Annotated in this window: 30 protein-coding genes and 1 pseudogene; 12 read left to right on the top strand and 19 right to left on the bottom strand. The window is 67.0% G+C overall.

Annotation, left to right across the window (positions count from 1 at the left end):
- Positions 1–18 precede the first annotated feature (18 nt).
- Positions 19–423 (bottom strand): SRPBCC family protein, encoded by a 405-nt coding sequence (locus EQ874_RS13930; RefSeq protein WP_129977135.1) that lies wholly within the window; start codon positions 421–423, stop codon positions 19–21.
- A 236-nt stretch (positions 424–659) separates the two neighbouring features.
- On the opposite strand from EQ874_RS13930, the gene EQ874_RS13925 reads away from it, so the two are divergent.
- The gene (locus EQ874_RS13925; RefSeq protein ID WP_129977134.1) at positions 660–1,757 is read left to right on the top strand and encodes a 3-deoxy-7-phosphoheptulonate synthase; all 1,098 of its coding nucleotides are present in this window, start codon (positions 660–662) and stop codon (positions 1,755–1,757) included.
- An 88-nt stretch (positions 1,758–1,845) separates the two neighbouring features.
- Positions 1,846–2,730: a glycosyltransferase family 2 protein gene (locus tag EQ874_RS13920; RefSeq protein ID WP_129977133.1), complete on the top strand. Its 885-nt coding sequence runs from the start codon at positions 1,846–1,848 to the stop codon at positions 2,728–2,730.
- 106 nt (positions 2,731–2,836) lie between these two features.
- On the opposite strand, the gene thpD is transcribed toward EQ874_RS13920, so the two are convergent.
- From thpD to EQ874_RS13905, 3 genes are all read right to left on the bottom strand, one after another.
- Positions 2,837–3,727 (bottom strand): ectoine hydroxylase, encoded by an 891-nt coding sequence (gene thpD / locus EQ874_RS13915; RefSeq protein WP_129977132.1) that lies wholly within the window; start codon positions 3,725–3,727, stop codon positions 2,837–2,839.
- A gap of 193 nt (positions 3,728–3,920) precedes the next feature.
- Positions 3,921–4,925, bottom strand: coding sequence for an AraC family transcriptional regulator (locus EQ874_RS13910; protein ID WP_016932397.1), 1,005 nt, complete (start codon positions 4,923–4,925; stop codon positions 3,921–3,923).
- Entirely contained in the window at positions 4,926–6,119 is a 1,194-nt protein-coding gene (locus EQ874_RS13905; protein WP_129977131.1) for a pyridoxal phosphate-dependent aminotransferase, read from the bottom strand.
- A 114-nt stretch (positions 6,120–6,233) separates the two neighbouring features.
- Between EQ874_RS13905 and EQ874_RS13900 the strand changes: the two genes are divergently transcribed.
- Positions 6,234–6,830: a carboxymuconolactone decarboxylase family protein gene (locus EQ874_RS13900; protein ID WP_129977303.1), complete on the top strand. Its 597-nt coding sequence runs from the start codon at positions 6,234–6,236 to the stop codon at positions 6,828–6,830.
- A gap of 45 nt (positions 6,831–6,875) precedes the next feature.
- On the opposite strand, the pseudogene sigJ reads toward EQ874_RS13900, so the two are convergent.
- Positions 6,876–7,759: pseudogene (sigJ, locus tag EQ874_RS13895) on the bottom strand (RNA polymerase sigma factor SigJ); the annotation flags it as partial.
- Positions 7,760–7,863: 104 nt separating this feature from the next.
- On the opposite strand from sigJ, the gene EQ874_RS13890 reads away from it, so the two are divergent.
- Positions 7,864–8,502: a GyrI-like domain-containing protein gene (locus tag EQ874_RS13890; protein WP_129977130.1), complete on the top strand. Its 639-nt coding sequence runs from the start codon at positions 7,864–7,866 to the stop codon at positions 8,500–8,502.
- Between the two features lie 2 nt (positions 8,503–8,504).
- Complete coding sequence (locus tag EQ874_RS13885) at positions 8,505–8,996, top strand: NUDIX domain-containing protein (RefSeq protein ID WP_129977129.1); 492 nt, start codon at positions 8,505–8,507, stop codon at positions 8,994–8,996.
- Between the two features lie 197 nt (positions 8,997–9,193).
- On the opposite strand, the gene EQ874_RS13880 is transcribed toward EQ874_RS13885, so the two are convergent.
- The 4 genes from EQ874_RS13880 to EQ874_RS13865 all read right to left on the bottom strand — a co-directional run bounded on the left by EQ874_RS13880 (position 9,194) and on the right by EQ874_RS13865 (position 11,557).
- Positions 9,194–9,607, bottom strand: a complete 414-nt coding sequence (locus tag EQ874_RS13880; RefSeq protein ID WP_006551709.1) for a DUF302 domain-containing protein — start codon at positions 9,605–9,607, stop codon at positions 9,194–9,196.
- A gap of 32 nt (positions 9,608–9,639) precedes the next feature.
- A complete protein-coding gene (locus EQ874_RS13875; protein WP_006551708.1) occupies positions 9,640–9,909 on the bottom strand; it encodes a metal-sensitive transcriptional regulator in 270 nt (89 codons plus the stop codon).
- Between the two features lie 116 nt (positions 9,910–10,025).
- Positions 10,026–10,850, bottom strand: a complete 825-nt coding sequence (locus EQ874_RS13870) for a cytochrome c biogenesis CcdA family protein (protein ID WP_129977128.1) — start codon at positions 10,848–10,850, stop codon at positions 10,026–10,028.
- Positions 10,847–11,557, bottom strand: coding sequence for a thioredoxin domain-containing protein (locus EQ874_RS13865; RefSeq protein ID WP_129977127.1), 711 nt, complete (start codon positions 11,555–11,557; stop codon positions 10,847–10,849). Before EQ874_RS13865 ends, EQ874_RS13870 begins: the two co-directional genes overlap by 4 nt.
- 123 nt (positions 11,558–11,680) lie before the next feature.
- Here EQ874_RS13865 and EQ874_RS13860 point away from each other — a divergent pair, with 123 nt between their 5' ends.
- Positions 11,681–12,214 carry a hypothetical protein gene (locus EQ874_RS13860; RefSeq protein ID WP_242496762.1) on the top strand — a complete coding sequence of 178 codons (534 nt, stop codon included), beginning with the start codon at positions 11,681–11,683 and terminating at the stop codon, positions 12,212–12,214.
- On the opposite strand, the gene EQ874_RS13855 is transcribed toward EQ874_RS13860, so the two are convergent.
- The 5 genes from EQ874_RS13855 to EQ874_RS13835 form a co-directional block, all read right to left on the bottom strand.
- Positions 12,162–13,103 (bottom strand): M56 family metallopeptidase, encoded by a 942-nt coding sequence (locus EQ874_RS13855; RefSeq protein ID WP_129977126.1) that lies wholly within the window; start codon positions 13,101–13,103, stop codon positions 12,162–12,164. The genes EQ874_RS13860 and EQ874_RS13855 overlap by 53 nt on opposite strands.
- Positions 13,100–13,477, bottom strand: coding sequence for a BlaI/MecI/CopY family transcriptional regulator (locus EQ874_RS13850; protein ID WP_006551702.1), 378 nt, complete (start codon positions 13,475–13,477; stop codon positions 13,100–13,102). The genes EQ874_RS13855 and EQ874_RS13850 overlap by 4 nt, the downstream gene beginning before the upstream one ends.
- Before the next feature lie 127 nt (positions 13,478–13,604).
- Positions 13,605–13,919 (bottom strand): rhodanese-like domain-containing protein, encoded by a 315-nt coding sequence (locus tag EQ874_RS13845; RefSeq protein WP_006551700.1) that lies wholly within the window; start codon positions 13,917–13,919, stop codon positions 13,605–13,607.
- Positions 13,920–13,976: 57 nt separating this feature from the next.
- Positions 13,977–14,855 (bottom strand): sulfite exporter TauE/SafE family protein, encoded by an 879-nt coding sequence (locus EQ874_RS13840; protein WP_094980928.1) that lies wholly within the window; start codon positions 14,853–14,855, stop codon positions 13,977–13,979.
- Entirely contained in the window at positions 14,843–15,457 is a 615-nt protein-coding gene (locus EQ874_RS13835; protein WP_016932383.1) for a rhodanese-like domain-containing protein, read from the bottom strand. Before EQ874_RS13835 ends, EQ874_RS13840 begins: the two co-directional genes overlap by 13 nt.
- Before the next feature lie 235 nt (positions 15,458–15,692).
- On the opposite strand from EQ874_RS13835, the gene EQ874_RS13830 reads away from it, so the two are divergent.
- The 6 genes from EQ874_RS13830 (at position 15,693) to EQ874_RS13805 (ending at position 22,044) form a co-directional block, all read left to right on the top strand.
- The gene (locus EQ874_RS13830; RefSeq protein ID WP_129977125.1) at positions 15,693–17,072 is read left to right on the top strand and encodes an MBL fold metallo-hydrolase; all 1,380 of its coding nucleotides are present in this window, start codon (positions 15,693–15,695) and stop codon (positions 17,070–17,072) included.
- A gap of 31 nt (positions 17,073–17,103) precedes the next feature.
- Positions 17,104–17,478 (top strand): thioredoxin, encoded by a 375-nt coding sequence (trxA, locus tag EQ874_RS13825; protein WP_129977124.1) that lies wholly within the window; start codon positions 17,104–17,106, stop codon positions 17,476–17,478.
- Positions 17,479–18,108: 630 nt separating this feature from the next.
- Positions 18,109–19,194 (top strand): ABC transporter substrate-binding protein, encoded by a 1,086-nt coding sequence (locus tag EQ874_RS13820; protein ID WP_094980927.1) that lies wholly within the window; start codon positions 18,109–18,111, stop codon positions 19,192–19,194.
- Entirely contained in the window at positions 19,191–20,018 is an 828-nt protein-coding gene (locus EQ874_RS13815) for an ABC transporter ATP-binding protein (protein ID WP_129977123.1), read from the top strand. Before EQ874_RS13820 ends, EQ874_RS13815 begins: the two co-directional genes overlap by 4 nt.
- The gene (locus EQ874_RS13810; protein WP_129977122.1) at positions 20,005–20,868 is read left to right on the top strand and encodes an ABC transporter permease; all 864 of its coding nucleotides are present in this window, start codon (positions 20,005–20,007) and stop codon (positions 20,866–20,868) included. The genes EQ874_RS13815 and EQ874_RS13810 overlap by 14 nt, the downstream gene beginning before the upstream one ends.
- Positions 20,869–21,057: 189 nt before the next feature.
- Positions 21,058–22,044: an LLM class F420-dependent oxidoreductase gene (locus EQ874_RS13805; RefSeq protein WP_129977121.1), complete on the top strand. Its 987-nt coding sequence runs from the start codon at positions 21,058–21,060 to the stop codon at positions 22,042–22,044.
- Positions 22,045–22,048: 4 nt separating this feature from the next.
- Here EQ874_RS13805 and EQ874_RS13800 read toward each other — a convergent pair whose 3' ends face one another.
- From EQ874_RS13800 to EQ874_RS22910, 5 genes are all read right to left on the bottom strand, one after another.
- Positions 22,049–22,612: a GNAT family N-acetyltransferase gene (locus EQ874_RS13800; protein WP_129977120.1), complete on the bottom strand. Its 564-nt coding sequence runs from the start codon at positions 22,610–22,612 to the stop codon at positions 22,049–22,051.
- A gap of 17 nt (positions 22,613–22,629) precedes the next feature.
- Positions 22,630–23,298, bottom strand: coding sequence for a DUF3239 domain-containing protein (locus EQ874_RS13795; RefSeq protein ID WP_129977119.1), 669 nt, complete (start codon positions 23,296–23,298; stop codon positions 22,630–22,632).
- Positions 23,299–23,340: 42 nt separating this feature from the next.
- On the bottom strand, positions 23,341–24,999 hold the full coding sequence (locus EQ874_RS13790; RefSeq protein ID WP_064064780.1) for a DNA repair helicase XPB: 1,659 nt from the start codon (positions 24,997–24,999) through the stop codon (positions 23,341–23,343).
- Positions 25,000–25,128: 129 nt separating this feature from the next.
- The gene (locus EQ874_RS22915) at positions 25,129–25,287 is read right to left on the bottom strand and encodes a hypothetical protein (protein ID WP_016932728.1); all 159 of its coding nucleotides are present in this window, start codon (positions 25,285–25,287) and stop codon (positions 25,129–25,131) included.
- Between the two features lie 21 nt (positions 25,288–25,308).
- Positions 25,309–25,476 (bottom strand): hypothetical protein, encoded by a 168-nt coding sequence (locus tag EQ874_RS22910; RefSeq protein ID WP_016932729.1) that lies wholly within the window; start codon positions 25,474–25,476, stop codon positions 25,309–25,311.
- Positions 25,477–25,851 lie beyond the last annotated feature (375 nt).

The raw sequence follows: 25,851 nt of genomic DNA, 5'->3' as shown, positions 1-25,851 counted from the left end.
TTCTCCTGTTCCGAAGAGTTACGACTCGAGGAGCGCCGCGAGTCGCGCGAGGTCTTCTTCCACCATGCCTGTGTCGCGGTCGAACTCGTCGTCGGTCAGTTCGATCTGGCGGACGGTGAATACGATCTCGGCGCCGTCCGGATGGGGGAGCACCCGCATGGGGTTGTGCACGCTCGTCCCCGACGGCAGCGTCACCTCGTGGTCGAGCACCCCGTAGTCGTTGGCGCCGACGAACCGCACGGTGACTTCGCCCATCGGGGACTCCGCGACGAGGGTGTCGCCGACGCGCCGCACCTCGCTGCGGGCCAGACCGGCGGCCCACTTCGGCAGGTTGTCGGGATCCGCGGCGAACTCGTAGACCCGGCGGGGTGCACACCGGACGACACGAGCGACATGTCGGCTGCGGACGACTGGCTTGCTCATGCTCACAACACTAGAAGGTCCGGGGACGTGGCCGGTTCGACATGGGCTTCGGCTCTCCTGGTACAGTACGGAGTCATGCAGCGTGCATATTTCTGGTTTAGCAGGCCGGCCCGGGGTGGGTCGGTCGGCGTGACCACGCGCTGACTTCTCCACCTACGAGCCGGATCCAGACCGGCTCGTCGGAATCGCAGGTTCTCTCGGGTCGGAATCCGAACCACCGAGAACAGGAACCATCGATGAGCCCCACCACCGGAACCGCGACCACCGGAATCTCCACGTCGAATCTCGACGAACAGCGCACCGTCAAGGTCAGCCCTCTCGTCGCGCCCTCCGAGATCCGTGCCGAGTACGCACCTGACGCCGTCGTTGCAGCAACCGTCCGCTCGGGCCGCGCAGGCACCGTCGACATCCTGAACGGCACCGACGACCGTCTCGTCGTCGTGGTCGGTCCCTGCTCCGTGCACGACCCCGCCGCCGCGATGGATTACGCGCGCCGTCTGGCCGCCAAGGCCGAGGAGCTGCGCGACGACCTGCACGTCGTGATTCGGGTGTACTTCGAGAAGCCGCGCACCACCCTCGGATGGAAGGGCCTGCTCAACGACCCGCACCTCGACGGCACCTTCGACATCAACACCGGCCTGCGCATCGGCCGCAAGCTGCTGCTCGACGTCTCCGGCCTCGGGTTGCCCGTCGGATGCGAGTTCCTCGACCCGATCCTCCCGCAGTACTACGCCGACCTGGTCACCTACGGAGCCATCGGTGCCCGCACCGCCGCGAGCCAGGTCCACCGCCAGCTGTGCAGTGCGCTGTCCATGCCCGTCGGTATCAAGAACTCCACCGAAGGCGACGTGCAGGTCGCGGTCGACGGCACCCGGGCCGCGGCGGCGAGCCACGTCTTCCCCGGCACCGACCTCGATGGCCAGGCCGCGCTGATCGAGACCGTCGGCAACCCCGACTGCCACGTCATCCTGCGCGGCGGCAGCGCGGGCCCGAACTACGACGCCGAGACCGTCGCCGACACGATGGCCAGGCTGCGCAAGGCGGGATTGCCCGAGCGTGTCGTCATCGACGCCAGCCACGGCAACAGCCGGAAGGACCACAACAAGCAGGTCGACGTCGTCACCGATGTCGCGGAGCGGATCGAGGCCGGCGAGAAGGGCATCGTCGGCCTGATGCTCGAGAGCTTCATCGAGTCGGGTCGCCAGGACCTGACTCTCGGGGAGGCCGACAAGCTCGACTACGGCAGGTCGATCACCGATGCGTGCATCGACTGGGACACCACCGCGGTGCAACTCGACCGTCTCGCGCAGGCGGTGCGTACCCGCCGCGGCTGAATCTTCTCCGTCCGCGGCCGGAAGGACCGGCGGAGTCGTCTGCGATGACGACTCCGCCGGTCGCCGCCCCGTCGGGTACCGTCGCCCCATGGCTACGAACAGGTTGTCGATCGTCGTGCCGGCCCACAACGAGGAACGCTATATCGGACAGTGTCTGGCGGCACTGCTCGCGCAGCGGTCGGAGATACACGAAATCCTGGTGGTGGACAACAATTCCACCGACCGCACCGCGCAGATCATCGATGCCGTCGCCGCGGGCGACCCGCTCGTCCGCCGGATCGTCGAGGAGCGGCCGGGTGTCGCATTCGCGCGCAATGCCGGATTCGATGCGGCGACAGGGGATCTCATCGGACGAATCGACGCGGACACGCGGGTTCGCCCGGAGTGGGCACGTACCGTTCGCACCTTCTTCGCGCGCGAAGACACTGCGGCAGTGGGAGCGATCAGCGGGTTGAACAACTCGTACGATTCTCCCTACCGGGCGCTCAAGAAGTGGTACGTCGGCAAGCGGGTGGCCCAGGGAACGTTCGGTGGGGAACGGCGGATCGACAATCTGCACGGCGCGAACATGGCGCTGCGACGATCCGCATGGGAGCAGGTCCGGGACGTCGTCAGTACGGACCCGAGGATCCACGAGGATCTGGATCTCGCGCTGTGCCTGCGCAAGGCGGACATCGAGATCGCCCAGTTGACCGACCTGTACGTCGATCTGTCGCCGCGCCGGGCCTACACACCGCCGCGTGAGTACGCGGCCTACATCCGATCGGGAATCGACACCTTCGAACTGCACGGCCGCCTGACGCCGGAGATTCTCGGGCTCATCCGTCTGCAGTCACGTCTCCACGTCCTCGTGTATGCGGCATACCGGCCCTACGATCCCGACCTGGGCAGATTCACCCTCCGACGAGCGATCTTCGGCTCCGGTGGACGCGCCATGCCGATCGACGTGAAAAGGCGCGAGGCCTCCATGTGATCAGGCCCCGTGTGACGAGGCCTCCGTGCGCCGGTTGCGGCCGGGACGCTGCAGGACGGCCCGGCCAACCGGCGGCGGCCTCACCCCCGAGGTGTGTTCACCCAGTTCACCGCAGAGGCGTGAAGTCGCGGCTGCCGAGATAGGACGGCCGCGGTTTCGATGCGGCGAACGGTTCGACGAGCGTGTTCTCGACGCTGTTGAACACGACGAACAGATTCGAGCGCGGGAACGGTGTGATGTTTCCGTTGGAACCGTGCATACAGTTCGAATCGAAGACCGTCGCCGACCCGGCCGGACCTGTGAAGGTCGCGATACCGTGCTCGGCCGCCAGGCGGGTGAGGGTGTCCTCGTCGGGCGAACCCGTCTGCGGAACGTGGGTGACCAGCGACTCCCGGTAGTAGTCGTCGGGCGTCTCACCGGCACAGGAGACGTACGTCCTGTGCGAACCCGGCATGATCATCAGACCGCCGTTGTAGCCGTAATTCTCGGTGAGGGCTATCGAGATACTCAGAGCGCGCGGCTTGGGCATGCCGTCCTCTGCGTGCCACGTCTCGAAGTCCGAATGCCAGTAGAAGGGTCCGCCGCGGAAGCCGGGCTTGACGTTGAGCCGCGACTGGTGGACGTACACGTCGGATCCCAGCAGTTGCCGTGCGATTCCGGCGATCTCGGGCCTGCGGACGATGGAGTCCACGAGATCGCTGAGCCGGTGCACGTCGAAGACCGAGCGGACGTCGCCGCTGCCCTGTTCGCGGACCACGCGGTCGTCGTCACCGAGCTCGCGGCCGAGGCGCGAAGTCTCCTCCAGAAGGTTCCCGACGTCGTGCGCGGCGAGAAGTCCTTCGGCGGTGTGGAATCCGCAGCGGTCGTACTCGACCACTGCCTCCGCGTCGAGCGGTCCGTCGGCTGCCGAACCCCAGACGACGGGATCCTTCCTCTCGACGGACTCACAGGCGGTGCGACCGCGGGTCGGATAGTCGTCGCGAACGATCGTGCGCATAGCTCGTAGATCACCCTCTCGACAGTCGATGACGGTTCCCTTCCGACGTTCCCACTGAAAATGCGCGAATGCAAGCCCGGCACCGGCCTGGGCCACTCTCCGATCCACGACCGAAAACTGCTGGTCCGATCGAGTTTCGATCCGCGACTGTGCGGGTACCCGGTCGCACTGCCTCGGTCGGCGTCCGCAACCGTCAGCGGTGTTCGCGGTATGAGCGAGGAGTATTCCCGGTCCATCTCTTGAATGCCCGCCGGAAGGCGCTCGGCTCGGAGAAACCGAGCCGGGAAGACAGGTCGTCGACCGCTTCGCCGCGTCTCAGCCCGGCGATCGCGAGGTCGCGGAGAACCTCCTCACGCAACTGCCCCAGCGACGTGCCCTCCTGACGGAGCAGACGTCGTAGGTGGGGAGCGCTCACCGCGAGCCTGCCGGCGATGTCCTCGGCGGTCGCCGTCCGTCCCTCGATGCCCGACTCGAATATCCGCCGCACCTGGGTCGAGACCGTCGATTCGTAATCACGTTCGGACAGAATGAGGTTCGGAGAATCCCGCAGATACTCCTCGAGTGATTCCTCCGTCTGCACGAGTGGGGATTTCAGTGCGGCGTTGTCGATCTGGAGCGCGGCGCGTCCGGCGCCGAAGGTCACCGGCACGCCGAAGATCGCGTCGTAACTGCGGGCCAGGACGGGATCGGGTTCGGTGTACGGCAGGAACACCGATTCGAGGGGGACGCGGCCTCCCACCAGCCACGCCGCGAAACGGTGCAGCAGCATGAGCAGGAAATCGACCACCACACGGGTCTTGTCGTCCACGACCTCCGGCAGTTCCACCTCCAGGAAGGTGGTGGACCCGCCCGGGGTGAGGCTCAGTTGCGGCAGGGAACGGAGGACGTGGTTGACCTCGATCATCCGTCGCAGGGCGCGGTCGAGATCGGGCCGGTGGATGAGGGTCAGGCACATCACCCGGAAGGTGCCGCGAGGCACGGGTGCCGCTGCGATGCCGAAGAGTTCGTCGTCGGTGATCTGCCAGACCAGCTGGGTGAAGCGACTGACCTGCGCCGGTGTGAGGCGCGCATGGGGATGGGTGAGCACCGCACGGCTGATGCGCGCCGCGTCGAGAGCGGGCTGCAGATCGATGCCCTCCTCGGCTCCCACCCGTACCGCTCGCGAGACGAAGTCGGACGGAATGGTCGGACGCAACATCTAGCGCGCCTCCTGCAATCCGTTCAGGCGTGCCACCGCTTCGGTGAGCACCTCGTCCCGCTTGCAGAACGCGAAGCGCACCAGGTGATTCCACGAGGCGGTATCGTCCACGAAGACACTCACCGGCACAGCGGCCACCCCGATCCGCCCGGGAAGTTCCCGGCAGAAGGCGACCGCATCCGACCTGCCGACAGATGTCAGATCGGCGCACACGAAATACGTTCCGGCGGAGTCGAACACCTGCAATCCGGCATCGGAGAGCGCACGCGACAGGAAGGTTCGTTTGCGCTCCAGGTCGTCGCGCATCGACGTGATCCACTCCTGCTCGTGCGTCAGCGCGTGCGCCACCGCGGGTTGGAAGGGCGCCCCTCCGACGAACGTCATGAACTGCTTCGCGGCACGTACCCCGTCGATCAGTTCGCGCGGGCCGATCGCCCACCCGATCTTCCAGCCCGTGACGTTGAACGTCTTGGCGGCACTCGAGACCGTGACCGTTCGTCCGGCCATGCCCGGCAGCGACGCGAGAGGAATGTGCGCGCGACCGTCGAAGACGAGATGTTCGTACACCTCGTCGGACAGCACCAGCAGGTCGCGTTCGCAGGCCAACTCGGCGAGAGCGGTCAGCGCCTCACGGTCGTAGACGGTGCCGGTGGGATTGTGCGGGCTGTTGACGACCAGCATCCGGGTCCGGTCGGTGACGGCGTCGCGTAGGGCGTCGACGTCGAGCACGAAACCGTTCCCGGAACGGGTCAGCGGCACGGTACGCCGCGTCGCCCCGGCGAGAGCCACCGCGGCGGCATACGAGTCGTAGTACGGCTCCGTGAGCAGCACCTCCTCGCCGGGCTCGACGAGTCCGAGGATGGCGGCGCTGATCGCTTCGGTGGCGCCGACGGTGACGAGTACCTCGGAGCCGGGGTCGTGGTGGAGGCCGTACCGCGCGGCGCGGTCGGCGGCGACGGCCTCGCGCAGCACGGGCATGCCGGACCCCGGCGGGTACTGGTTGACGCCTTCGGCGATAGCGCGACGGGCGATCTCGAGCATCGCGGGCGGACCGTCGACGTCGGGAAAGCCCTGCCCGAGGTTGATCGCGCCGTGCCGTACGGCGAGTTCGGTCATCTCGGCGAAGATCGTCGAGGCGAACGGTCGTAACCGGGAGACCGTACGAACCCGTCCCGAAGTCGTCGAATCAACCATTCCTGCAGCGTAGCGCCCGAGGTGTCACATCCGTGCGGCCTGCCTCGTCTCCATGGTGTAGACCACCTCGGATCCGACGGAAGGCTCCGTCGGTCGTATCGGAAGGACATTGTCATGGCACGACTCGAAGCCGTCGCTCCCGACCGCGCGGGCCCGACGACCCGTGCGATGTATGCGTTCGCCCGCCGCAGGTTCGGTTCGGTACCCGAACCCTTCGCGGTGACGGCGCACCATCCGAGGCTGATGCGTACGAGCGGAGTCCACGAGATGCTCGCTCAACGCGCCTCCACCGTCCTGCCCGCCGCGGTCCGGGAGATCGCGGTCTATCGCGTGGCGTGGACCGTCGGATGCTCGTGGTGCATCGATTTCGGCACGATGATGCAGCGACTGGACGGACTCGACACCGAACGCCTCGCCCACATCGCCGAGTACCGGACCTCCGATCTCTACAGCGACGACGAGAAGGCTGCGATCGCCTACGCCGACGCGATGACCGGCGACGTGGCGACGGAGGTCACCGACGAACAGGTCGCCGACCTCGAGCGTCGTTTCGGGCCGGCGGGCGTCGTCGAACTCACCTATCAGATCGCGCTCGAGAACATGCGTGCGCGCATGAACTCGGCTCTGGGCATCCACGATCAGGGTTTCAGCACGGACGCCTGCCGCGTCCCGTGGGCCGAACCGCGCACCGGTGAGACCGGGAGCGCTTGACGACTGATCGAAGATGCTGTCGTCCAGGAGGATTCCGCGCCTGAGCTTCTCGGGATCCGCCATGTCGTAGGCAGCCCGGATCCGTCCGTCCCGCACGGTCCACGCCGTCACGCGTGGGAAAGCCCGGCCGACCGTCCTCGGCCGGGCGACCGCGGTTCAGCAGACCCGACTCGCCGTTCGCGAGGACCGGTTCGAACGCCGTCAACGCCTCGGCGCCGTGGAGCCGCGGCAACTCCAGGATGAAACGCGCCACCCTTCTCGGCGCCGACCACGACGTTCGCTGCCGTGCGGGTCGTGCCCCCGGCGTCCCCGATCATGCGGGCATCGGGATGGAGCGCGGTGACGACGGCATCGAGGTCGGCGCCGGCGACGGCCGCGACGAGCCGCACGACGGCCTCCTCGTGTTCGGCCGGCGAACTCGGCGGCGGAACGGACGACACCGTCCGGCGGGCGCGGGAGGCCAGCCGGCGGGCGGTCGGGGTGGCGACGCCGAGGGTGCGGGCGATGTCGTCGAAGGGGATGCCGTACGCGTCGTGGAGGACGAACGCCACGCGCTGCGCCGGGGTCAGGTTGTCGAGCACGACGAGGGCGGCCAGACGGTTGTCCTCGTCGCGCACGATCTCGTCGAGCGGATCCGGGGGAACGGAGGAACCGAAGGGCGCCACGATCGGCTCGGGCAACCACTGGCCCACACACGTCTCGCGGCGCACCGCGGCCGAGCGCAGTCTGTCGAGACACAATCGCCCCACGACCGTCGTCAGCCACGCACGCAGGTCGCGCACCTCGGTGGCATCCGCGCCCGCGAGTCGAAGCCATGCGTCCTGTACGGCGTCCTCGGAATCGGCGAGGCTGCCGGTGAGGCGGTACGCCACCGACAGCAGGTGGGTGCGGTTCTCCTCGAACGCCTTCTGGGCGCTCTCGTCGAGCATGAGCACGATGCTAGACGCAATCGGCTGCAGGGCGAAGGCAACGGCGGATCGCGCGTACGGATGCCGCCAGACGCCTATTCTCGTCCTCGAACGGAAGGGGTGCCGTGGACAAATACGACATCGAACGGCAGTACCGCGAGCGGTACACCTGCTCGTCCGAGGATTTCACCGAGGTGCACGTCCCCGAGTTCGGTTATCCGGCCGTGGACGGGACAGGCGATCCGAACAGTTCCGAGGAGTACGCCGACGCCGTGGAAGCTCTCTACTCGGTGGCATACACCGTCAAGTTCACCTCCGAGAACGAACTCGGCCGTGATTTCGTCGTCGGGCCCCTCGAAGGACTGTGGTGGAGCGAGGACATGACCACCTTCCACACCCGGAACAAAGACCTCTGGTCGTGGCGCATGATGATCGCGCAGCCGACCTGGATCACCGGCGACATGGTGACCGAGGCGATCGTGTCCGCGGGCGGGAAGGCCCGCGCGAAGAAGAAGTCGCTTCCCTCGTTGCCGCGTGTTCGGCCGTTCCGGTTGACGGAGGGCAAGGCGCTGCAGATCCTGCACATCGGACCGTACGACGACGAAGGACTTGTACTGCGGCGCCTGCACACGCAGGTGATGCCGGAGCGAGGCCTGACGTTCGCGGGTGAACACCACGAGATCTACCTGTCCGACCCTCGCCGCGCCGCGCCCGCGAAGTTGAGAACCGTTCTGCGTCGACCTGTCACAGGGATACAGGAGTAATGATGGCCGTCACCAGTGCGGGTCTGCTGTTCTATCGCATCGACGACACCGGACTGCTCGGCGTGTGGCTCGTCCACCCCGGCGGCCCGTACTGGAAGGGGAAAGACGAAGCGGCCTGGTCGGTACCGAAGGGCGAGTACGGTCCCGAGGAGGATCCTCGCGAGGTCGCCCTGCGCGAGTTCACAGAGGAATGCGGGATCGAGCCCCCGGATGTGCCGTTGTCGTTGCTGGGTCGCTACCGGCAGTCGTCCGGCAAGATCGTCAGCATCTACGCGGGGGAGACGGCGGAGGAGCTGAGGTTCGTCGAGAGCAACACGTGCGAGGTCGAATGGCCCCCGCGATCCGGCAAGCGGATCACCATCCCGGAGGTCGACGAGGCGCGCTGGGTCGTCGCGGCGGACGCCGAGACGAAGCTGCACAAGGGGCAACGGCCGGCAATCGACGCGTTGCGTGCACGATTGGACGACGCCGGGCGGTACTACCGCGTCGACTGAACATCCGGCAGCGCAATGGGAACGAGGAACTGCCGGGCGGAAGAACTCTCGGCCGTCGCCCTGAGGACTTCCGAACGACCTGCGCGACTTCATGAAACACGCCCGGCAACTTCCGTCCTGGTCCGACCCGGCGGAACTCGAGACGGCCGGCGAAGGCCGGCACAGCTCTGTGCCGGCCTTCGTGGTGTCTGTCGCCTTCAGTTCTTCGGTACGTCCGCCTTCAGCGAATCGATTGCGGCCTGCAGGGCGGTGGTGGCGTCGTCGGCGACCTCCGCGAGTCCCGGTTGATCGGCGACCTGCACCATCATCTGCGGGTTCATCGCGTCGACCACGACCGTTTCCGGGTTGTTCGGATCGGTGCGGACCACGACGTTGCAGGGGAGCAGGAGCCCGATCTGCCTGTCGACCGTCACTGCGCGGTGTGCCAGTGGCGGATTGCATGCCCCGAGGATCACGTAGTCCTCCATGTCCTCGCCGAGCTTCGCCTTCAGGGTGGCCTTCATGTCGATCTCGGTGAGCACGCCGAATCCCTGCTCGGACAGCGCCTTACGGGTGCGTTCGACCGCGTCGGGGAACGAGGTGTGCAGGGTGGTCGAGAGTGCGAGTGTCATGGGTGTCCTGCTTTCTCTCGGAAGGGGAGGGATCAGGCCAGGGCGAGGAAGAGCTTCTCGAGTTCGACCTCGGTCATCGGTTCCTTGCCGTCCTCGGCATTGCCGTTCATGCATTCCTTCAGCCCGCTCGCCACGATCTTGAAACCGGCGCGGTCCAGCGCGCGCGACACGGCTGCAAGCTGAGTGACGACGTCCTTGCAGTCCCGGCCCTGTTCGATCATCGCGATCACTCCGCCGAGCTGACCCTGTGCGCGGCGCAGCCGGTTGAGTACCAATGCGATGCTGTCTTCGTCGCCGACCATGGAGGCGTCCTTTCCTAGTTCTGCAGACCAGTGTACCCCCGGGGGTATCAAATCGGCGTGTGAGTCGTGCGACCGACGGCACCCGGCGAGCGACCCGACGATCGCGGTGGCGCGTATCAGCGTCTTTGCCGTTGACGCACCACGCGGAGCATGACGACGAAGAACGCGACGAGCGTGACGATCAGAAGAATCGGGACGACGGGCACCTCCTGTGTCCACCGGCCGAGTGCTACTTGCAGATCGAACTGCTCGTCGACACCCATCGGCCCGGTGAGATTCGCGGTGCCGTCGGTGACGAGGAACAGCACGCCGATGCCGACGAACAGCAGCCCCGAGATCAAAGACGTGGTATGGGTTCGCAGGGGGCCGAGGGTGATGGGACGTCCTCGTAGCCAGGTGCGCTTCCGCAGCTCGAATCGTTCCCACGCGAGGGCCAGTGCGAACAGCGGCAGCGCCATACCGAGGGCGTAGACGGCCATCAGCACGGCCCCGTGCAGCGGGTGCCCCCCGGCGACCGCGATGGTCAGCACGCTCCCGAGCAGGGGTCCGGAGCAGAATCCTGCGAATCCGTACACGGCTCCGAGCGCGAACACCGACAGGGCGCCGGAGCCGGTCAGCGAGTTCGCGGCTTGCTGCGCCGACTTCGATGCGAAGCCTCCGCCGGCAACGGTCATGATGCCGAGACCGATGAGAATGGTGCCGCTGACCAGGGTGATCACGGCGCGGTGCTGGGTCAGGAGCGCACCGATCAATCCCAGTCCGGCTCCCAGGGGCGCGAGTACCGAGGTCAATCCGGCGTAGAAGAGTGCGGTGCGTGCCGCCAGGCGCCCCGCACCGTCGAAGGCATACGCGAAGAACGAGGGCAGCAGCAGCGCCGAGCACGGGCTGAGCAGGGAGAGCACGCCGCCGAGCAGAGCACCGAGCAGGCCGATCTCGGTCACTCCGCCGCCCCGGCTGCTGCCTCGATGACCTGCTCGAAGACTCCGAGCGGCTGTGCGCCCAGGATCGGGGTGCCGTTGATCACGAACGACGGCGTACTCGATACGCCGATGGTGTTCGCCTCGAGCATGTCGGCGTAGATGGACTGGTCGACGGACGGGTCCGCGGCCTCCCGGTCGAATCGATCCAGGTCGGGCACTCCGGCCGCAGCTGCGAAGCTGCGCAGAGATTCCGGCGTCAGGTCGGGATGGCCGCGATCGGGGGAAGCTGCGTAGACGGTCGCGTTGAATTCCCAGAACTTCCCCTGTGCGGCAGCGGCGCGTCCGGCACGGGCAGCGGCCATCGATTGGTCGCCGAAGATCGGAAGATCGCGCCATTCCATGCGCAGAATGCCCTCGTCGACGTACTTGTCGATCAGAGCCGGCTCGACGTCTCGGCTGAACTTGGCGCAGAACGGGCAGCGGTAGTCGGAGTACTCGACCAACACCACGGGAGCATCCACTGCGCCGATCGCCAACGGGTCACCGTCGATGCGCCGTGACATATCTCCGACCGGTCCCATCTGCGGAGCCGTCACAGGTTCGGCCGCATCTTCGGCGCCGGTGCGGCCGACGACGAGAAACGTGAGCAGAACCGCGACGACGACGCCGAGCGCGCCGAGCAGCCACAGGTCCCGCCGGGTGCGGACGGTGTGTTTCGTCGGGGTCATGCGTGCCTCCACGGTCGGTCGTGCCGGAGTGGATCGACCGCCCCGAACTACTAAGCAGGATAGTAGCTCGAGCTACTAAGCTGGTTAGTAGTTGTGCCACTCTCCGTCGACAAGGATCCCGATGTGACCACCCCTCCCGCAGCTCTCGAGACTCGCAATCCCGCAATCGCTCAGAAGAATTCGTATCGGATCAGAGCCCTGCTCCGAGCGGTGGCCGCGGGGGTGATCACTCTTCTGGTCGTCGGCGTACCGACGGACATCCTCGCGAATCCGTGGTTCGGCCGGGAGATCCCGGTGCGCTGGTGGGAATACCCGGTGCTCGGCGCGACCGTGGTGCTGACCGCGCTGTGGTTCGGTCTACAGAACTCCCACTCCGGGAGTCCGCGGACGGCGACACCCGCGGCCGGAGTGATGCTGACCGTGTTCGCCGTGGGCTGCCCGGTCTGCAACAAAGTGGTGCTCGTCACGATCGGCGCGTCCGGAGCGCTCGGATGGTGGGCCCCGCTACAGCCGATCCTCGCCGTCCTCTCGCTGGCCCTGCTCGGCGGCGCCGTTCTCTACCGGTGGCGGCGGCGTCCCTGCGACGACTCCTGTGAATCGCCGATCACACGGGGAGGCAGGACGCGGTCACGATTCCGACGACGGAGACTCCCGTGAGGAATGCGGGAAGAGCGGACAAGGCCACTGCGAAAGGACGAGCGAGTACGCCGTGCGAACGGCCGGACCGGCGAACCGGACTCAACCACCGGAGCCTCGCGTCGAGATACCCGTCGGATGCTTCTTCTCGTGCCGCCGGATCGAGCGTCGTTGCGCACCGGAGCAGAGCATCGCGGACCGCATCGTGTCCGCAGGACTGCGCGGCCCGGCGATCTGCTGCCAGCTCGACGAGCACACGTATCCACGGCGCTCCCTGGCGGCACAGCGGCACGAACGGCAACGCCGTCCTCAGGGCCCCGCTGATCGCCACCAGCACATGGTGGCGACCGCGGATGTGTGCGTACTCGTGATCGAGTACCGCCCGACGCGTCGGTGGGTCCAGCGCTTTCAGTCCCTCGCCGGCCACGACAGTGCCGTTACGGCCGCCGATGCTGTATGCCGCGCAGGCGGTGTCCTGCAACCAGATGACTTCACCCCCGGCGTGTCTCCGGATCCTTCCGAGGATGCGGACCAGGTTGAGGTGGGCAACGGTTTCGCGGCGGTGCCTGCGGTACGAACGGGACACCACCACGGCGATCCGCACGAGAACCGCGCCCGCGACCACCCACAGCGCTGTCTCCAGATAGGGCAGCCATGGCAGCAATCCTTCGTCCCGCGCCGTACGCACACACGACGCCGGTACCGGCAGATGATCGATCTGCAAGCCGGGTCGCGTGGCTACCGCCAGGGGACCGCCGGCCAGTGCCGCGACGAACAGGACCTCGGTCGATACCCACGCGGTGAGCGCACCGCGCGGATCGCGGCCCGGGGAGGCCAGATGCGAAAGCCATCGCGGCGCTGCGAAACCGAGGACGAGCGCTGCCACGAACAGTGCTGCTGCAACGATCACGAGGGCAGATTCCTGCGGTTGCGGGCCGTGGTCCGCCGGGCGGCGCGGCGCAGGATCCGGGATTCGTCCTCCGTCGCAGAACTGGCGAAGTGCAGCATGACCTGTTCGGCGTCGCCGGACGTCCGGAGCACGTGCCGCAGCAGTTCTGCCGCGGTTTCCTCGCGGCTACGGGTTGCGCGGTAGCTGTAACCACGGCCGATTCGGCTGCGGGTGACCATGCCCTTGGTGTGCAGGTTGTCCAGGACCGTCATCACGGTCGTGTAGGCCGGCGACCGGTCGGGCTCGAGGCGTGCCAGCACATCGCGTACACGAAGGGGTTCGTCGCTCTGCCACAGCACGTCCATGATCGCCGATTCCAGCTCGCCGAGGCCCATCACGTCCGTGTCACCGCTTTCGTTTCACCATCGTCCGGGCCCGGCCCGGCGAAGTTCCACTCTACGGCCTGCATGCCGTCATCGAAGGCGGCATGCAGGCCGCTGGTGAAGAAGTTCGGCGCGGCGCTCAGGGGGTGGGTCCGCGCCGCACTTCCCGACCCGCGGAGACCCACGCCCTCGTCCCGCCGGCGACGGACACTGCGGACCGTCCCGCGGATTCGAGGATCTCGGCTCCACGCTTGCTCCGGTTTCCGGACGCGCAGATCACATAGACGGTCCCTCCCGGCGGTACCTCCCCTACGCGGGCGGACAGTTCGGGGAGGGGGATCGACCGAGCGCCGGGGACGTGGCCCCGGAGGTACTCGTAGTCCTCGCGGACATCGAGCACCGGAGCTCCGGACTCCCACGCCGTGATCAGAGCGACAGTGTCGACTTCCTGCATGGTGAACTCCTCGGTTCGGGTCTGTCGAGAACGGGTGAGCGCTTCCGCGTCGTGCGTTCAGCCCGCCGCCGCGGCTGTGCGAGAGCGTCCTCCGAGGCGTTGCAGTGGGCAGTGCTCGCTGCGGTTGCAGACATAGGTGGCGCCGGCGGCGACCACGGTGAGTGCCGCCGTGGCAATGCCGACGCCGGGGTGGATCTCCTGCGCGAGGATGACGGAGGACATGATCAGCACGAACCAGCCGAAGCTCTTGCGCAGGGTGTCCGGATCGACCAGCGAGGTCAGACGGCCGCCGATGAGGCTGCCCACGACGGCGGCACCGGTGACCATCGCCGCGAGACGCCAGTCGATCTGCACGGTGGACAGATAGCCTCCGAGTCCGGCGAAGGACTTCATGGCGATCACGATCAGCGACGTGCCGACCGCGATCGGCATGGGCAGGCCGCCGAGCAATGCCAGGGCCGGCACGACGAGGAAGCCGCCGCCGGCACCGACGAGACCGGTGACCAGGCCGACCACGACACCGTCGAGCAGGATCTTGCCGACGGGCATCGCAGCGTCGCCCTCACCGGCCGCGGCCTTGTTCTTGCGGCCGCGGAGCATGGCGATCGCTGTGGCGATCATCATCACGGCGAAGCCGAGCAGCAGTACGGTGCCCGGAATGAAGCGCGAGAGCAGACCACCGCCGTAGGCGCCGACCATGCCGGCCAGGCCGAACAGGATGCCGGTACGCCACTGCACGCGGCCGGCGCGAGCGTGGGAGATCGCGCCGACCGCGCTGGTGACACCCACGACCAGCAGCGAGGTGGCGATCGCCTCCTTTGCGTCCATCCCTGCGACGTAAGCGAGTAGGGGGACGGTGAGAATCGAGCCCCCGCCACCGAGCAGTCCGAGGGTGACGCCGACCAGGACCGCCAGGGCTACGGTCAGCGCGACCATGCCAGTTTCCTTTCGGCCGGGCAGGACGGACCTCCGGTCAACTGGGTGACGACGTTCTGGAGATCCCACTGTGCCCCGCGGTTGTAGGGCAGCTTGGACAGCAGCATGCCCATCGCGCAGGTGTCCGACAGTGCGGCGAAGGTCAACCCGCCGCCGATGCCGGCAGCGAGCCACTTGAGTTTCGGCACGGCGATACTTCCGAGAACCGAGCCCAGGACGAGCGAGCCGGCGACGAGCCGGACCTGGCGTTCGAGATCCCAGCGATCTGCGCCGCGGTTGACGGGCAGGCCGGCCGATTCCCAGCCGAGCATGCCGCCCTCGAGGATGTGGAGGTTCGGCAACCCTGCTTCACGCAGGGCCTGTTCGGCCTGGCCGGCACGCTGCCCGGAGCGGCACACCAGTACGACGTTCTCGTCGAGATGGGCGCAGAACTCGTCGCGATGCTCACGCAGCAGGTCGAGGGGGACGTTGTAGGCGCCGGGAATGTGCACGGACTCGAATTCGCCGGGAGTCCGGACGTCGACGATCCGTACGGGCCCGCCCGAATCGATCGACTCGTGCAGGGAATTCGGATCGACGGTGGCGGTAGGGGACTCGGTCATGAGTGGCCTTTCGAGCGTGAGGATCGGTAGGGGTTCGAGGAGGTGCCCCCGGGGGTATTGCAGGACCATCGTATACATACCCCTGGGGGTATATGCAAGAAATGTGATCGTCCCGGCAGGGCCGAGCTTCGGGGGCGAACTGATACCCCAGGGGGTACTTGACATACCCTAGGGGGTATATGCCACGATGTCCATATCACCGGAACGCCATCCGGATCCAGCAACGGAGGAATCCATGATTCTCGAGCAGTACTACATCGAGTGCCTCTCCCATGCGTCCTACCTCATCGGTGACGAGAACACGGGCAGGGCGGTCGTGGTCGATCCCCGCCGCGACATCACCGAATATCTTTCCGACGCAGAGAAGTACGGCCTGACCATCGAGGGTGTGATCAACACCCACTTCCACGCGGACTTCGTCTCCGGTCATCTCGAACTGGTCGACGCCACGGGTGCGTGGATCGGATTCGGTGAAGCGGCGGAGACCGACTACCCGATCCGCCGTCTGCGTGACGGCGAGAAGTTGTCGCTGGGGGACGTCGAACTCGAGATCCTGTCCACCCCGGGCCACACCTGGGAGTCGATCTCGGTGCTGGTGCGCGAGCATTCCGGCGCCGTCCCGGCCGCAGTGCTCACCGGGGACTCGCTGTTCATCGGCGACGTCGGACGTCCCGATCTGGTCAACCTCGGCGACGGCTCGAGTGCCGATCTGGCTCGCGCGATGTACCGCACCGTGCACGAGAAGCTGCTGACATTGCCCGACGAAGTCGTCGTCATGCCTGCTCACGGTGCCGGTTCGTCCTGCGGGAAGAACCTGTCGACCGAACTCACCTCGACCATCGGCGAACAGCGCGCCACCAACCCGTCCGTGCAGCCGATGAGCGAGGACGACTTCGTCGCCCTGGTCACCGAAGGTCAGCCGGCCGCACCGTCGTACTTCTCGGTCGACGCCGCGATGAACAAGCGGATGCACCCGCTTCTGGCGCAGGATCACACGATTCCCGAGCTGAGCCCCGAGCGGATGAAGGCGGAACTCGCCGCCGGCACGCGTGTCCTCGATGCGCGCGGCGTCGACGACTTCGCCGCCGGGCATCTGCGCGGTTCGATCAACGTCGGATTCGACGGGCGTTTCGCCGAGACCGGCGGCATGGTCGCCGAGGTGGGCGAGAAGATCGTACTGATCACCTATCCCGGCGAGGAGCAGGACGCCGCGGTGCGTCTGGCCCGAATCGGATCGGACGGCGCTGCAGGCTATCTGAACGTCGATCGGGACGGGGTGTTCCCGGCGGAACTGGCCGATCTGGTCGAGACCGCATCCAGGACATCGGTCGACGAACTCGACCGGTTGCTCGCCGCCGACGCGGTCACCCTCGTCGACATCCGCAATCCCGGTGAGCGCGAGTTCGGAACCATTCCGGGTGCGATGCCGATCCCGCTGGCCCAGTTGCGTACCCGCTTGGACCAGGTCCCGTCCGGCAAGCCGATCGTCGTGCACTGTGCAGGGGGATGGCGTTCGAGCGTCGCGGCCTCACTGTTGCGGGCCCAGGGCTTCGAGAACGTCACGGATCTGCTCGGAGGCTACAACGCATGGGCCGAATCCCACGTCCCCGCCTGATCGTGCCGACCCCGAGAAGGAAGCAGAACTCATGACGACGAAGAACCTCACGATGGCGGACTTCGAATCCACCGTTCTCGGCAACGACATCGTGCTCGTCGACTTCTGGGCATCGTGGTGCGGCCCGTGCCGTGCCTTCGGGCCGGTCTTCGAGAAGTCGTCGCAGGCGCACCCCGAGATCGTGCATGCCAAGGTCGACACCGAAGCCGAACAGCAACTCGCTGCCACGGCGAACATCCGCTCGATTCCGACGATCATGGCCTTCCGGGAGGGTGTGCTCGTCTACTCGCAGCCCGGGGCGTTGCCGGCACCGGCTCTCGAGGACCTGATCACCCGGATCGAGGCCCTCGACATGACCGAGATCCACCACCGGGCTGCCGAACGACGTGCAGCTTCGCGCTCCTGACCCCGTCGCCGGGTCCGTAGCGAATTCTCATCGAGGAGGACTCTCATGTGTTACCCCGTCGCCTGTCCGAACTGCGGAAAGACCGGATGGGGTGGATGCGGACAGCATGTCGACGCCGTCCTGCGTTCCGTCCCCGCCGCCGATCGCTGCACCTGCGGTCAGGACACCGTCCCGGCCCGCGCCGAGCGTCGGAGCATACGGTCGCTCTTCCGTCGCTGACCTCGGCCGCAACAGGGAGACGGTGTACGAAACCCACCCACCGCTCCCGGCCGATCGGTAGGGGGCGGAAGACGGACACGATCCGAGGCGGTGAAGCGCCCGCGCGGATCGTGTCCACCACGGCGAAGGCCGGCACAGTCGATGTGCCGGCCTTCGTCGTGTGTGGACGAGGATTCACCCACTTCGGATCACTCTGCGCACAATCGTTGTGACCACCTCTGCCGGGCGGGGATGCTGTCACCGTCGCAGAACATCGAAGGGGGACGAACCGTGTCCGAGTGTCGGTTGTGTTGTCGCTGAGCGACAGTCATGCCATCGTCGCACCACCGGTGCGTAGTTCCTGTACCCGGAAGGGCCGGGTACCCATCACCGCGCCCGTACCCTCGGGCCGACACGAGGACTCGAATCCTGATGCCCGCATCCCCTCTGCGCAGAAGTAGTCTGCGCGTCGTCGCTGCCGCCGCAGCGTTTCTCACCCTCGCCTCCGTCGCGACCGCGTGCTCGGGTTCCGGGGCGACCACCACCGCGGACGGAAGAACCGTCCTCCGCTACGAGGGTTCGGCCGGCCAGGTCGGATTCCCCGAACTCGCCGAAGCGCTCGGGTACTTCGAAGACGTCGAACTGGAGTGGATCGGAGACAACGGCAACGGTCCCCAGTCGCTCCAGAACACCGCCACGAACCAGGTCGACTTCGGTGGCGCGTTCAACGGCGCCGTGATCAAGGCGCAGGCCGGCAACTCCCCGCTGACCTCCGTGCTCGCCTACTACGGCTCCGACGAGCAGACCTTCACCGGCTACTTCGTCCTCGAGGACAACCCGATCCGCACCGCACGCGATCTGATCGGCAAGAAGGTCGGCATGAACACCCTCGGCGCCCACCACGAATTTCTCGTCCGGGAATGGCTCGCCCAGCAGGGCCTGAACGCGGAGGAGATCGCGCAGGTCGAACTGATCGTGGTGCCGCCCGTCAATACGGAACAGGCTCTGCGCGAAGGACAGATCGACGTCGGAACGCTCGGCAGCGTGTTCCGTGAGACCGCCGTCGAACGAGGCGGCATCCGCCCGTTGTTCACCGACGAATCCCTCTTCGGATCGTTCTCCTACGGAACCCTGGTGTTCCGCGACGACTTCATCGAACGGAACCGCGGCGCCGTCGCGGATCTGGTGCAGGGCACGGCCCGTGCCATCCGCTGGACACAGGTCACTCCTCGCGACGAGGTGATCGCGAAGTACAAGGAGATCATCGAGGGACGCGGACGCAACGAGTCGACGAGTCTCGTCGAGTACTGGCGCAGCCCCGGCGTGGCCGGACCCGGCGGAGTGATCACCGACCAGGAGATTCGGACCTGGATCGATTGGCTCACGCGCAACGGCGAACTCGACGAAGGACAGGTCGAACTCGACGACGTCTTCACGAACGAGTTCAACCCCTACGCCAACGGCACCTACGAACCCACCAGCGGTCCGAACGGTGAACCTCTCGAGGAGGCGAAGTGAGCGAGCCCAAACTCCGGATCGACCACGTCACCAAGCAGTTCCCGGTACGCGGCACGAACGACACCTTCACCGCTCTCGACGACATCAGCATCGACCTCGCCGACGGCGAGTTCCTCGTGCTGGTCGGTCCGAGCGGTTGCGGAAAGTCCACCCTGCTCGACCTTCTCGGTGGTCTCGGTACGCCGACCTCTGGACAGATCCTGCTCGACGGCCGTCCCGTCACCGGCCCCGGTCTGGATCGCGGAATCGTCTTCCAGCAGTACGCACTGCTCCCGTGGCGCACGGCCCGCCACAACATCGAATTCGGTCTGGAGGCCAAGGGGCTGCCCAAACGGGAGCGGCGTGAGCTCGCCGGACACTACCTCGATCTCGTGGGACTGCACGGATTCGGTGACCGCTACCCGCACGAGTTGTCGGGAGGCATGAAGCAGCGCGTCGCCATTGCGCGCAGCCTCGCCTTCGACCCCGAGGTCCTGCTCATGGACGAGCCGTTCGCGGCACTCGACGCCCAGACCCGCGAATCGCTGCAGGACGAACTGCTCCGCATCCGGCGCGAGACGGGTAAGACCATCCTGTTCATCACCCACGGGATCGACGAAGCCGTGTATCTCGGGCAGCGCGTCGCGGTCCTCACGTCCCGACCGGGCCGGATCAAGACGATCGTCGACGTCGACATCGACCGGAACGTCGACGACGTCCGCTCGAGCGAGGCATTCCGGACGTTGCGGCACGACATCTGGTCGCTGCTGCACTCGGAGGTGACCCGCACGCACGACCTCGAACTCGCCACAGCAACGGAAGAGGCCCAGCATGTCCAGCACTAGTGCCGTTCTGACGAAGCCCGGGCTCGACGGCCACGCCGAGCCCGCCGTCGCGCCGGCCGGATCGCCGGTGCGCAGTGCCGGGCGGCGCACCGTCGCCCTGGTGTGGCGTGTCGTCAAGCCCGCGGCGGCGATCGTCGCCTTCCTGGCCCTGTGGGAGATCGCTCCCCGGGTCGGGCTCGTCGACGAGGTGTTCCTGCCCCCGTTCACCACCGTGGTCGGTGCCTTCGCCGACCTGATCGGCGACGGCCGGCTCGCCGACCACCTGGCTGCGAGCCTCTCCCGTGCGCTCGTGGGGTTCTTCGTCGCGGTCGCCGTGGCGGTGCCGCTCGGAGCGGCGATCGGATGGTACAAACCCGTCGCCGACCTGTCGAACCCGATCCTGGAGGTCTTCCGCAACACGGCCGCGCTCGCGCTGCTCCCGGTGTTCATCCTGATCCTGGGCATCGGGGAGACCTCGAAGGTCGCGTTGGTGATCTACGCGTGCACATTCCCGATCCTCCTCAACACCATCTCCGGTGTGCGCACCGTGGATCCGTTGCTGGTGAAATCCGCGCGCTCGCTCGGTCTTCCGACGCACCTCCTGTTCCGGAAGGTCGTCCTGCCCGCAGCGGTGCCGACGATCTTCACCGGTATCCGGATGTCGGCGGCGTCGTCGATCCTGGTGCTCATCGCAGCCGAGATGGTCGGCGCGAAGGCCGGTCTCGGATATCTGATCACCGCGTCGCAGTTGAACTTCCGGATCCCCGACATGTACGCGGGCATCGTCGCGATCTCGCTGGTCGGGCTCGTCTTCAACGGCATCCTCGTCTCGATCGAACGTCGCCTGTCGCGGTGGCGCGCCGACCGGTGAGCTCTGCCGGATCATCCGAGCTCCCCGCCGGGGGTGCACGACGAAGGGATTCGACCCGAAGCCTCAGATCGGAGCGGCCTGCATGTTCCGCTTCGTTCCGCGATACTCACCGTGGCCGCGTCGCACACTGGAACAGGTGGCGCCGGCCGAACCGGCACCGAACACCGTCACTTCGACCTTAGGACCCGCATGCGCTTCGGATTGTTCGTCCCCCAGGGCTGGCGACTGGACCTCGTCGACATCGATCCCTCCGACCAGTGGCAGGTGATGCGCGACCTCGCGGTCCGCGCCGATCGCGGCCCGTGGGACTCGATCTGGGTGTACGACCATTTCCACACGGTCCCTGCACCCACCGACGAGGCCACCCACGAGGCATGGACCCTCGTGTCGGCCTTCGCGGCCGTCACCGAGCGCGTGCGCATCGGCCAGATGTGCACCGCCATGGCCTACCGCAACCCGGCCTACCTCGCGAAGGTCGCGGCCACCACCGACATCATCTCCGGCGGACGCATCGAGATGGGTATCGGCGGTGGCTGGTACGAACACGAATGGCGCGCATACGGTTACGGTTTCCCGTCGGCGGGTGAGCGACTGCGCCGCCTCGACGAGGGCGTACAGATCCTCCGGCAGGCCTGGACCACGGGTTCCGCGACCTTCTCCGGCAGGCACTACACCGTCGACGGCGCGATCGTCCGTCCGCTTCCGCTGCAGGAGGGCGGTATTCCGCTGTGGATCGCGGGCGGCGGCGAGAAGGTGACCTTGAAGATCGCCGCGAAGTACGCGCAGTACACCAACTTCGACGGCACACCCGAAGGTTTCGCGCGCAAATCGGAGATCCTGCGGGAGCACTGCGCCGAGGTCGGCACCGACTTCGGCGCGATCGTGCGGTCGGCCAACTACAACGTGGCGATCGGCCGCACCGAAGCCGAGGTGCAGGACCGACTCGAGGCGCTGCGGGCCCGTCTCGAACCGATCGTGGGACCGGAGAAGGCCGGCGGGGCGCTCGACGCCTTCCGGGGGATGCCTGCCGTCGGCACCCCCGAGCAGATCGTCGAGAACCTCACTGCCCTGAAGAAGCAGGGGCTCGAGTACGCGATCTTCTACGTGCCCGAGGCCGCCTACGACACCTCGGGGCTGGAACTGCTCGAGAAGGAAGTGCTTCCTCACCTCGCGTGACGGCCTACAAGGGCCAGCCGTCCACGGGTCCGGGTGGGTCGTCGGCAGACAGCCCGGCGACCCACACGTCCCGCGGAACGCCGCGCTGGACGAGACCGTTCCGGACGATGCCCTCGTACCGGAATCCGACCCGCCGTGCGACGGCAGCGGAGGCACGGTTGCCGACGAAGGCGCGCCAGGCGACCCGCCGGACGTTCAGGCCGTCCGGGGCGAACGCGAAACCGCATGCCAGTCGCACCGCGGCGGTCGCGAGACTCCGGCGCCGCGCGGCCGGGGCGATCCAGTAGCCGATCTCCGGATCCGTGCTCTCGCGCGGGACGAATCCGACCATGCCGCACAACACCCCGTCTGCGGCGGATCGTATCGCCCAATCGGGGAAACCTTTCTCCCACTTGGCCGGAACGATGTCCTCGACGAAATGCCGCGCGTCCGGCCGGGTGTAGGGAGAGGGCACGGTGGTCCAGCGGGCGATCCGCGGGTCCCGGCACGCTTCGGTGATGGCGTCGACATCGGCCGAGCGAGGCGGCGAGAGCACCACCACGTCGTCGGTCAGCGTGCGAATCTCCATGTCACCGAACTTCCGGGTCACCGCAATTCCGGCGGCAGTTCCTTGCTCGACAGCTCGAGACGACGCTCGTCGGTGGCATCGACCTCGTCCACCCTCTTCAGCTGGTCCTTCAGCACGCGCCACTCGACGTCGGGAATCTGTGCGACGGCATCGGCGATGACCTTCTTGTCGCGGGTGCCCCACGCGATCGGCATCGGCCCGACCATCTGCCACACACCCGAGTCGTTGCGGGTCGTGCGGTCGGAGAGGACCGCGGCACACGGCACCCGCTCGCCGACCGCGATGCGGTGGCCGGGGACCGCTTCCACGTTGCGGGTGACGAGGGCGAAGTGCCGGCCCGTCGTCTCGGGCTTCGCGATGTCCACCAGAGCGAGGAGCGTCAACCCGCGGGCGCGCTTCGCCGCGACGACAGCCGGAACGAGCGGGCTGTCGTGATAGAGCTGCTCGATGGTCCCGACCTTGCGCGGTGCCCACAGCGCCACCCACACCGACGTCGCGGCCGCCACGGCCAGCACGGCGGCGACGATGTACGACCAGCTCTCGCCGAGCAGGAACAGGCCCACCGCACCGGCGACACACACCACGCCGACGAATATCGCCGACCACCGCAGACGACGGACATCCGCGAGGGTCTGGTTCACGGCCTTGGCATGGGGAAGGTCCAGGGGGAAGTCGAAGCGGCGCACGCCACCAGCTTATGGGAGCCCCGAACGGCCTCCCGCGGGCAGTCAGCCGATCTGCGGGCCCAGCAGATCGTCGGCATCGGTGATCCGGTACGCGTAGCCCTGCTCGGCGAGGAACCGCTGGCGGTGCGCGGCGTACTCCGCGTCGAGGGTGTCGCGCGAGACGACGGAGTAGAAGTGGGCCTGCCCGCCGTCGTGCTTGGGACGCAACAGCCGCCCGAGACGCTGGGCCTCCTCCTGCCGCGACCCGAACGTGCCCGACACCTGGATCGCGACGGAGGCCTCCGGCAGATCGATGGAGAAGTTCGCGACCTTCGACACCACCAGCACCTTCAACTCGCCGGCACGGAACCGGTCGAACAGCGCCTCGCGTTCCTTCGTCTTCGTCGAACCCTTGATGACGGGGGCGTCGAGCGCTTCGCCCAGCTCGTCGAGCTGATCGATGTAAGCACCGATGATCAGCGTCGGTGCATCGCGGTGCTGCGCGAGGATCGACTTCACCACCGGGATCTTGGTACGGGCGGTCGAGCACAGCTTGTACCGCTCCTCGGGCTCGGCCACGGCGTACGCCATGCGCTCGGCATCGGTGAGGGTGACGCGAACCTCCACACAGTCGGCGGGCGCGATCCAGCCCTGGGCCTCGATGTCCTTCCACGGCGCGTCGAACCGCTTCGGGCCGATGAGCGAGAAGACGTCGCCTTCGCGTCCGTCCTCGCGCACGAGGGTCGCGGTGAGGCCGAGGCGCCGGCGGGACTGCAGGTCGGCGGTCATCCGGAAGACCGGTGCCGGCAGCAGGTGCACCTCGTCGTAGATCATCAGCCCCCAGTCGCGGGAGTCGAACAACTCGAGATTGCGGTATTCGCCCTTCGACTTGCGGGTGATCACCTGGTAGGTGGCGATGGTGACCGGGCGGATCTCCTTCTTCTCACCCGAGTACTCGCCGATCTCCTCCTCGGTGAGGGAGGTGCGGGCGATCAGCTCCCGCTTCCACTGCCGCCCGGCGACGGTGTTCGTCACGAGGATGAGCGTCGTCGCGCCGGCCTTCGCCATCGCGGCGGCACCGACCATGGTCTTTCCGGCGCCGCACGGCAGCACCACGACACCCGAGCCGCCTGCCCAGAACGAGTCGGCGGCCAGTTCCTGGTAGTCGCGCAGGTGCCACGGGTTCGTCTCGAAGTCCAGCGAGACGGGGTGGGCCTCGCCGTCGACGTAGCCGGCGAGGTCCTCGGCCGGCCAGCCGATCTTCAGCAGCATCTGTTTGACACGTCCGCGTTCGCTCGGGTGCACGATCACGGTGTCGTCGTCGATGTGGGCGCCGAGCATCGGCGCGATCTTCTTGTTCCGGAGAACCTCGGCGAGCACCGCGCGGTCGAGGCTGACCAGGGTCAGGCCGTGCGCGGGGTGCTTGACCAGCTGGAGACGCCCGTAGCGGCTCATGGTGTCGACGATGTCGACGAGCAGGGCCTGCGGGACGGCGAACCGGGAATGCGAGACCAGCGCGTCGACGACCTGCTCGGCGTCGTGACCGGCGGCACGGGCGTTCCACAGTGCCAGCGGCGTCACCCGGTAGGTGTGGATGTGCTCGGGGGCGCGTTCGAGTTCGGCGAACGGTGCGATCGCCTGACGAGCCGCGTCGGCGCCCTCGTGGTCGACCTCGAGAAGCACGGTCTTGTCGGACTGGACGATGAGCGGTCCGTCGGCCACGAGTGCCTCCTGTGGGTAGAAAGTTGAACTTTCCCATTCTCCAGGTTCGGGCCGTACCGCGCCACCACGACAGGATCGGGCGTGCGCTCCCTGTGGGGAACGCACGCCCGACCCGGCTTCACGACATACTCACCGTGCGAGCGACTGCCGCACCTCCATCACGCACACCAGCGCCTCGGAGATCCCGGACCGGTAACCGGCGTCCTTCTCGGAGGCCGGAGGCCTCGAATCCAATTCCGACTCGAGTCGTTCCTGGATCCTGTCCAGGGCATGCAGCGTCCGCTTCATTCCAGTACCGATTCTCTGTTCTCAGGCCGGCTGTTTCATCGCGCCGGCACGCTCGTCGAGAACGAACACACGCGCACGCGCCAGTGCGGACCGATATCCGTGCCGCTGCGCGTCGGTGCCCGATTCCCGACCGGACAATCCACTTATCTTCTCGTACAGCGCTTCGAGCGCTGCGATTTCGAGATCCATGGCCTGCAAGTGGATTCAGCTCCGCTTCCGCTTACGAATGAACTCTCCGGCTTCGGCGGTCTTCTGCCGCTTCTCCTGTCGACGTTCCTTCAGGGACTTCGCAGGCTTCTTCGGATTCTTGCCCTTGTCGGCCATTGTCACTCCATCTTCGATGAACAACCACTCGACAGGACCACACCATACGTCATTTCCGGGAAAAAGCCAGTCGCCCGAAATATTCTGTGCGCCATCCGAACACAATGCAGAAATAGTGCGGGCGTCCGGGTTCCCGGAGTCGATTTCACGGTGCGTCGATTCCTGTCGCACCCGAGGTCGCGCCCCTGGCGGAACGGACCCTCACCGGTACTCGAACCGGTACGAGAACGAGGGTGCGCG

Origin of the sequence: Rhodococcus sp. Q1 (genome assembly GCF_004153645.1) — a bacterium.
GTDB lineage: Bacteria > Actinomycetota > Actinomycetes > Mycobacteriales > Mycobacteriaceae > Rhodococcus > Rhodococcus gordoniae.
Note: the sequence above shows the minus strand (reverse complement) of the source record. Positions and strands in the feature narration are given on the sequence as shown.